9 protein-coding genes and 1 rRNA gene are annotated in these 8,342 nt (G+C 40.3%); 3 read left to right on the top strand and 7 right to left on the bottom strand.

The genetic code is table 11. The features are described from left to right. Positions 1-70: ribosomal RNA gene (locus WMZ97_RS21480) — 16S ribosomal RNA — on the bottom strand; the annotation flags it as partial. A 458-nt stretch (positions 71-528) separates the two neighbouring features. Further along, on the bottom strand, positions 529-750 hold the full coding sequence (locus WMZ97_RS21485) for a hypothetical protein (protein WP_343274122.1): 222 nt from the start codon (positions 748-750) through the stop codon (positions 529-531). 340 nt (positions 751-1,090) lie between these two features. Here WMZ97_RS21485 and pdaB point away from each other — a divergent pair, with 340 nt between their 5' ends. Further along, positions 1,091-1,852, top strand: coding sequence for a polysaccharide deacetylase family sporulation protein PdaB (gene pdaB / locus WMZ97_RS21490; protein ID WP_343274114.1), 762 nt, complete (start codon positions 1,091-1,093; stop codon positions 1,850-1,852). 44 nt (positions 1,853-1,896) lie between these two features. Here the strand turns inward: pdaB and WMZ97_RS21495 are convergent, their stop codons facing one another. Beyond that, entirely contained in the window at positions 1,897-2,550 is a 654-nt protein-coding gene (locus tag WMZ97_RS21495) for a KinB-signaling pathway activation protein (RefSeq protein WP_343274115.1), read from the bottom strand. A 168-nt stretch (positions 2,551-2,718) separates the two neighbouring features. Between WMZ97_RS21495 and gerD the strand changes: the two genes are divergently transcribed. Next, the gene (gene gerD, locus WMZ97_RS21500; RefSeq protein WP_343274116.1) at positions 2,719-3,354 is read left to right on the top strand and encodes a spore germination lipoprotein GerD; all 636 of its coding nucleotides are present in this window, start codon (positions 2,719-2,721) and stop codon (positions 3,352-3,354) included. A gap of 212 nt (positions 3,355-3,566) precedes the next feature. On the opposite strand, the gene WMZ97_RS21505 is transcribed toward gerD, so the two are convergent. The 3 genes from WMZ97_RS21505 to WMZ97_RS21515 form a co-directional block, all read right to left on the bottom strand. After that, entirely contained in the window at positions 3,567-4,625 is a 1,059-nt protein-coding gene (locus WMZ97_RS21505) for an Mrp/NBP35 family ATP-binding protein (protein ID WP_343274117.1), read from the bottom strand. 162 nt (positions 4,626-4,787) lie between these two features. Next, entirely contained in the window at positions 4,788-5,507 is a 720-nt protein-coding gene (gene cwlD / locus WMZ97_RS21510; protein ID WP_343274118.1) for an N-acetylmuramoyl-L-alanine amidase CwlD, read from the bottom strand. Positions 5,508-5,839: 332 nt separating this feature from the next. After that, positions 5,840-6,406, bottom strand: a complete 567-nt coding sequence (locus WMZ97_RS21515) for an NADPH-dependent FMN reductase (protein WP_343274119.1) — start codon at positions 6,404-6,406, stop codon at positions 5,840-5,842. 273 nt (positions 6,407-6,679) lie between these two features. Here WMZ97_RS21515 and WMZ97_RS21520 point away from each other — a divergent pair, with 273 nt between their 5' ends. Then, positions 6,680-7,180: a protease complex subunit PrcB family protein gene (locus tag WMZ97_RS21520; RefSeq protein WP_343274120.1), complete on the top strand. Its 501-nt coding sequence runs from the start codon at positions 6,680-6,682 to the stop codon at positions 7,178-7,180. 134 nt (positions 7,181-7,314) lie between these two features. On the opposite strand, the gene yiaA is transcribed toward WMZ97_RS21520, so the two are convergent. After that, positions 7,315-7,785 carry an inner membrane protein YiaA gene (gene yiaA, locus WMZ97_RS21525; protein WP_343274121.1) on the bottom strand — a complete coding sequence of 157 codons (471 nt, stop codon included), beginning with the start codon at positions 7,783-7,785 and terminating at the stop codon, positions 7,315-7,317. Positions 7,786-8,342 lie beyond the last annotated feature (557 nt).

Here is an 8,342-nt window from a genome sequence, read left to right on the forward strand (position 1 = left end):
CGCGCTCGACTTGCATGTATTAGGCACGCCGCCAGCGTTCGTCCTGAGCCAAGATCAAACTCTCCAAAAAAGTTTGTGATACGATTGACACCAATCAATCCTATCAAAAGTCTTAGCTGCAAAAAATTGATTCCAGGGTCTAAATCATCCATCGAATCATACGATTTAATGTCTAATCTAACCTCTGACATCTGTTATCATACTGGTTGTTTTGTTCAGTTTTCAAAGAGCAATTTATTATCTGTCGTTTTTAGCGACAAGATATATTTTATAATATTTGTCACAGGAAGTCAATAGGTTTTTTGAAAAAGTATTTTATTGATTTAACAAAACCTATTGAAGCTGTTGTAAGCTATCTCTCCGACAACAGAACTAAATATAGCATATATTTTACTGTTTATCAACAAAATTCCCGAAAAAAATTAGGCTTTTTCCTGTAACAGGATGCAGCCCTTGTAAAAAACAACATGAAAAAGGAAAATGGACAATCAGCCGTTGTACCATTGTCCATCTAACAATAGGCGATCATTATTCATACTTTGTTCGCTTCGGTATATATTTCAAACACTCTTGTTCGCTTGCTACTCGACGAAATAGTTGAAATAAAATCTGGTAACGTTCCCGCATTGCACGTTTTACTAAATGATCAATCCGATGGTCTTCTAAATCCATTAGCAATTCTTCCAATTCACGTTTCAATAGGTATTCCATTTCCTTTTGTTCGATATCATTAATCAGTAATCCAAGCATTACTACCACCTCAAACCTTCCGCAAATTCGTATATGGTACTCGTTAGGCATGCTTTTAGTTATATCCTGTAAAACTGAACTAACACCATCACATTTATTCGTAATCCCTCTTTGAACTTGTCGGTTGTCCCATACGTGCTTTATTGCTGCCTCCATATCCTACACTTCCATTCCCTTTCTTCCCATATTCCATCCGCTTTTATTTTAACGTATTCGTTTCCATATTTTGTTGTCTACACGTTAGCATAGCCAATGAATACTTTTTTATCCATCAACAGCTTGTTCATATTACGATATTTCGTTCATAAACTAAGAATAAAGAAGTTTTAGGAGGAGAACCATGCAGCACTTTTATACCTTCCGTTTTACCAAGTCAAAACGTTGGATTGTCATTATTTTACTTGCTTTGTTTACGGCAACATGCTTATGGTTTGAGCGCGATGGGGCTTTTTCAGTCCTTTCCGCTAAAGACGAGCCATCCGCTTTGTCAAAAGGAAATAAAGACGAGGAGAGCATTGCATTAACCTTTAATATCAGCTGGGGAGAAGAAAAAGTATTTGCTATTCTAAAGCGATTAAAACAGGAAAATATACAGGCCACCTTTTTTGTAAGTGGCGAATGGGCGGAACGGCATCCGGAAATCATTGATAAGATTACAGAAGGAAAACATGAACTGGGGATGCTTGGTTATCGTTATAAGAGCTATCTAAATCAAGAGCCCGAACAAGTGAAAAAGGACCTATTGCACGCAAAGGAAGTATTTCAAAAGCTGGGCTATGAGGATATGAAGCTGGTCCGTCCGCCGAATGGCCAATTCGATGAAGAGACGATTAAGCTTGCTAAAAGCCTTGGTCTGACAGTTATTCACTGGAACGTAAATCCAAACGACTGGAAAAATCCAGGGACAGACGCCATCACTGATTTTGTCATGAAACAGACCTCGAACGGGGATATTATTTTATTACATGCATCTGATTCGGTTAAACAGACAGACGATGCCCTGAAAACGATTTTACCTGGCTTGAAAAATAAAGGATTTCACTTTGTGCCAATATCGGAGTTCATCAATCAGGCACACGCGAAATCCAAAGCAATTGATTAGCATCTAAAAATGAAGGAACTGCCAAAACAGCTCCTTCATGATCATCATGCTTTTTTACTTTTCTGTTTGTTGTTGTTTATTGTTTGTGTAGCCTTCGCTTGCTGTTTCGGATCCGGTTTATTAATCCGATGCAGGATCAATAATTGGTACGTATTACATACTAACAACGGAACAATCATCAGCCAGGCATATTCAGCACCACTTGTTCGAAGGCCTGGCACCCACTCTGCGGTCGTCATAACTACCATTAAAAACAGAGCAGGGATAAACGCTCTACTGTTAGTTTCCTTCGCCTTTATTTTTGCAATGATCCATCCGTAAATAACGATGGCAGCCGCTATCATAATATACTTGAAAAGCGAGCCCTCGCCATCGGATGCATTATATGGAAAATAAACTAAATCAAACGCAACAAAGGCAATAAGCAGCACCTGTACCGTTGGCCAAAACGTGCGAAATATCCCTAATCCAAACTGATTTATAAACAAATAAGCGAAAAAACCAGTCTGACTGACAAGGCTAAATACAAAACCAAGACCCATAAAAAAGATAACTACACCAAGTAAATCAAAAAAATCAAACGGGTTTAACCATTCTGAATAGGAAGCTGGTTTTACAAAAAAACTGGTAATTAAACCAGCGGCACCACCAAGCGCCAACGTTGTAAAAAACAGTCTTACCCATTTACGACTATTCACTTAAAAAATCCTCCTGCCGTTTCATGCCATGTATTTGTCATACGCAGAAATTACCGCAAACATTATTCACCATCATTTTATCACGAACGGACGCATTTTTCCTTCCTAAGGTGCATATTTCTCACTTTTCTTCTCATATTAAGGGTATGTAAGGGAAGGAGGATCAACATGCTTCGGGCAATTTTTATTTCCTTTGCTGCTCTAACCATCATGTTTATATCTGCATGCAGTGGCGGGCAAAGCACTGCTGTAGAAAATATGGATTACGATACAACGAAAAAAATGGTTCTTGATATATTACAAACCGAGGATGGGCAAAAGGCACTTCAGGAGTTATTGGCTGATGAAAAAATGAAACAACAGCTCATCATGCAGGATGATTCCGTAAAAAAGGCCGTTAATAAAGCATTAGTTTCCGAAAAAGGGAAAGAAATGTGGAAACAGTTGTTCAGTGATCCAAAATTCGTGAACAGCTTTGCTGAATCAATGGCCGGCGAACAGAAGAAACTGATGAAAAACCTAATGAATGATGCCGAATATCAAAAGCAAATGCTTAGCCTCCTTAAAAATCCGCAAATGACCGAGGAAATGCTTGACGTATTAAAAAGCCAGCAATTCCGTGCCCATTTGGAGGAGACCATAAAGGAAACTCTCCAATCCCCAGCATTCCAAGCGAAGATGACGAAAACTTTATTGCAGGCTGCCGATGAACAAGGAGAACAGAAGCAAGATAAAAAGGAAAACGATCAAGATAGCGAGAAAAGTGGCGCTGGTACGGAGGGGGCTAACACGGAAGGTAGATAACCCCACATAAAGTGAACTTTCCATTCAGTGGGGGCCGACGAACTCAGACGCTCTAATGCAGGATTGAACAGAACTGGATCTTTGTCATGAATGGACCCCCACTTATCTTTTTAGTTTCCCCTCAAAGTCTTTAATTGGAGGTCTTACTTTCCTTTAAAAGTGGGATAAAAATAGAGGTGACAGCGGCCACCTCTTATTTTTTCTTTATAATTTTAGCCTTCCACCTCTGCGACAACCTTAGCCGCAATCTTATGGTATTCTTTACCAAGCGGGTGGTCTGCCTGATACACGGACGGTGCAAACTCATCCTCTTCCTCATACGGCTGTTTTAACGGTAATTGACCAAGTACTTTTGTTTTCAGAACTTCTGCTAACTTTTTACCGCCGCCTTGGCCGAATACATATTCTTTTTCGCCAGTTTTTTCACTTTCAAAATAAGCCATGTTTTCCACGACACCCAAAATCGTGTGATTGGTTTTTAAAGCCATTTGTCCAGCACGAGCCGCTACAAATGCTGCTGTTGGATGTGGTGTTGTAACAATTACTTCTTTACACGTTGGCAATAGCTCATGCACGTCCATGGCAATATCACCCGTTCCTGGTGGCAGATCAAGCAGTAAATAATCTAAATCGCCCCACTCCACTTCCTTGAAAAAACTATTCAGCATTTTACCAAGCATTGGCCCACGCCAAATAATTGGGGAGTTGTCCTCCACAAAAAAGCCCATGGAAATAACCTTCACGCCCATTCGTTCCACTGGATAAATCTTTTCATTACGAACAACAGGACGGGTCTCCACTCCCATCATATCAGGCACACTAAAACCATAGATGTCCGCATCAATAATTCCAACCTTTTTACCAAGACGTTTCAAGGCCATTGCCAGGTTGACCGTAACGGTGGATTTCCCTACGCCGCCTTTCCCGCTGGAAACCGCGATAAAGTTCGGATTCTTATTCCCGCCCATGAGCGAAGCTTCCTTTTCCTGCTCTACTGCCGGCTGATATTTCTGAATGATTTCATCGGGCAGCTTTTCAAAGCGCAGTCCAACGGTAGTCGCACCATTCTTCTTCAAAATGCCGACAATTTGCTGTTGCAGCTGCATTTGTTCTCCTGTATTTGTCTTGCCAATCCCAACTTTTACACTGACATGGTTCTTCTCTTCCTTTATGGTAACCTCTTTTACACCGCCCGTCTCTTCTAGCGTCTTATGTAAAAAAGGGTCCTTAACCGGGTTCAATAATTGAATAACTTCTTCCTTTGATAGCACGATAACCCACCTATCCTTTCCTAGCATCGACAGAACCTTGTAACGTGCACAATGAATCCTGTTATTACTTGCTAGTATAACATAAATCATACAAAAACTAAGTGATATGAATCATGAGAATGATTGTTGAATACCAATGTCTTCGTAATAGATGTAGATGCGTCACTTCTCTTTCTCCGCATCCTCGGTCACATACCGTAAAATCCCTTCATAAATACTGCTGGCCATTTTCAGCTGATAATCATCCTGTTTTAACAGTTCCCGTTCCTGTTCATTGGATAGGAAACCAATTTCTACCAGTGCTCCGGGAACTTCCGCATGCTTTAACAAATATACCGTGTTTAATGCCAATGCCTGGCGATTGGTATTTTCGAGGTTCCGAGTCACTTCAGACTGGATCATCTTCGCCAAATGCTTGCTCTGTTCATATTTTGGATAATAAAAGGTTTGCGCACCATGCCATTGTGCTGCGGGAATCGCATTCAAATGTACGGATACAAAAAAATCAGCTCCCTTTTCTTGAATAAAAGCAAGCCGCTTACGAATATCCTCCGATTTCCTCCGGGATAGGCCACTTGTATCCTTATCTGCCAAATCCGTATCCGCTTCCCTTGTTAAATAAACCAGCGCGCCTGACTGCTGTAAATAATTTTGCAGCTTCTTGGCAACGGTCAAGGTGATTTCTTTTTCCTGTGTATCATCTTTTCCCTTGGCCCCACCATCCGGACCACCATGACCCGGGTCAATGACAATCGTTTTTCCTGCAAGTGGAAGAGACCATGTCTTCCAGGTGGAATCTGTTTTTTCAATTGGAAATTGAATTAAAAAGGCCAGCAGTGCCAACCCTGCCCCCCAGCACACAATTTTACCAGCACGTCCCATATCTCATTCGCTCCTTATTCATCTGCTTGGACTATTTTATGGGACAAGAGGCGTGTTTATGACTCGATTGAATAATTAAGCCTGTCTAATACCTGAACCAAGAAGCGACAAGATTCTACAGCTTTTAACAGACTTGCAAATAATACGTTTTTATAACTGCGTGTGGAAAAACGTGCGAAACGCCGTCGAAAGGTCTGCCATTTTGGTGAAAAAGGGTGGGAAAACGAGGATATCCAATAATTAGACAAATAAAAAGCGCGTCCGACTGATTTCGTCATCATCACCAATAACATTGCATGACAACCTGCCTGATCAATCCAAACGCGCGAAGCTTAAAAGCCGTATGCATCTTCTTTTGACTTCCTGACAATTTCCATGGCCTTAAAGGTTTCAGCTGTATCCTCAACCAACCGATTTAACCGAAACAAAACATCGTCATTGATGATTTGTTTACGATGATAATCCTGTTCTTCGACAAAGACATATGATGATACAATCGTCGCTTTCATATACGCTAAAATCGGTTTTAACTGTTGTTCCGTCATTAAAAAGTGTTTGGGTGACCCAGCAGTTGCCACGACACCGACAACTTTGTCCAGAAATGCGTTAACCGGCAATAGGTCAAACACATTTTTTAAAACGCCTGGAATCGAAGCTTGGAATGTTGGTGTGCCAATAATCAATACATCCGCAGACATAATCGTTTCTGCTACAAATTTGGTATCGCCCTCATATTCCATATAATTTCGCCCATCACTAAAAACAAGTGACAGACCGTTTAAATCCAACATATTGGTTGCTGCATCTGGATATTGTTCATGTACCTGCTTCATGACATATTCCATCGCAATCTTTGTCTTGGAACCAATAACGGATCCGGAAATTCCAACAACTTTCACGGTGCAACCCCCTCGTCTATCTACGTTGTCATTTGTTCACGACAGTATCGTTGTTACATATGATATTCATAACCTATATCCGCATTCATAGGATGTAATCTTAAAGAACAGCTACCCAACGAAAGACTCAAATTCGTCTACGGTATACCTGCCTTTTTTTATTGTAACATGTTATGATACATTTATAGATACATTAGGCTCAAAGTAACCCTTCTACGTGGATGCATACAAAAGAATAATCGCATTAAAAACAGGAGGGAGCAGTGGCAAAAAATGAAGCAGTGGTGTTGGTGCTGGGTGTTCATTGCTGTTTTATCAACAGGTATTATTTTATGCGGTTGCCAGACAAATGATTCGGAGGGAGATAACATGCATAAAGACGAGCAACACATTGAACCAGAAATCACGAATCTGCCTTTTCAAAGCCTCAACACAAACCAAACACCAAAACAGATACAGCATTGGTTAGCGAAAAAGCGCTCGCAGCAAGCCAACAAGGTATTTATCGAAAATGGGAAAACCTATGTGATTGTTCAGCTTGGACAGAAATCAACCGGCGGATACCATGTCGCCATTAAGCAAATCCAGCTGGAACATGCCTCTTCCGGTGATAAAATAATTACCGTCAATTATCAGGTGCAGGCCCCGAAGCAGGGCAGTTTCAATACACAGGCACTGACGTATCCACTTGCGATTGCGGTGCTTGACAAGGAATACCATATGGATTTTCAATTCAAAAAAACAAACGAAACCAACAAATTGAAAGAAAGTTGACTTCTTTCCGGATATTTTCAAACGGGCATGGGGACTGAGCGAAGGCGGCAAGTTCTTATTAAAGCTGTGGCGCCACTCCTTGTTTAGGAATGACGCCCGATACTAAATAGCCACAAATTAAAAGTGGAAAAGCCTTAATCCTTTTCCCTCGCTTGCTGTGTATCTCTGATGTTTTTCTGAACCGTTACAGCGGCAAACAAACTAAGAACAAATGCCATTCCATAGAATCCCTTTTCGCTTAAAATAATACTTCCTGCATTGTATAAACCAATGCCAATTAATAAGATGGATATAATAAGTGCCAGCCAGCTAATACCATAATAAATATTCGTAACTGGTATCCCCTCTTCTTTATCTCTTACTGCCTTTTGTAAGGATACTGCAGAATAAAGTCCAACAATTAATACTGCAAAATAATAGCCCTTTTCATTCAGTTCCATTGTTGCATTAAACAGTCCGATAAGATAAGCTCCAACACCTATCAATAAGGCAGCCCAGGAAGCTCCTTTAAAAGCTGGAGTCGGTTCCCCTTCTCTTCTTTCATATTCTACCTTAGGTTCATCGTCTCTTCCCCTATCCAATAAAGCCTCTTGATCCGTTGCCATTGAAATTCCCTCCCCTTTTTTATACATTAAAATAAAGCATTGCATACTCTGCATTGCCTTCTATATCCATTATACATAATATTCTTGCAAAGAGAAGAACATTTTTATAAAGGTATTTTTTTATCTCATGTTTCGCATAAGTGTTAGTCACTTCGAATCCAATTAAAAGGCATTTTTCACCTAAAAGGCCCCATAAAAAGACCTTATTCCATAATGGTGTTGGGCAGGTATGGCAACATAATAAAATTGTAAGGTTCTGCACGGGATTTGTAAGGAAAATCAATGTTCGTTTCCGTGTTTTCCTGTCATCATAGCATTTAACGTTAGATCGGTGGTCAGAGGAAAAAACCTAGTTTATCAACAGAGAAAGCTCATACCATTGCCGCATCTTTGGACCTGCCAGATCAAACTCTAGCTTCTGATCTACACTTAGCAATAAGTAAAGGATGTGCTTATGATGAAACAACGTATTGATACTCTGTAAGTGTAAAATATTTCTCGAGGGTATTTGAGCGATATTCTAGCCAAAAAAGAAAAGGCACTCTATCATAAAATGT

Source organism: Lentibacillus songyuanensis, from assembly GCF_039548255.1.
In the GTDB taxonomy this organism is placed as follows: domain Bacteria; phylum Bacillota; class Bacilli; order Bacillales; family Amphibacillaceae; genus Lentibacillus_C; species Lentibacillus_C songyuanensis.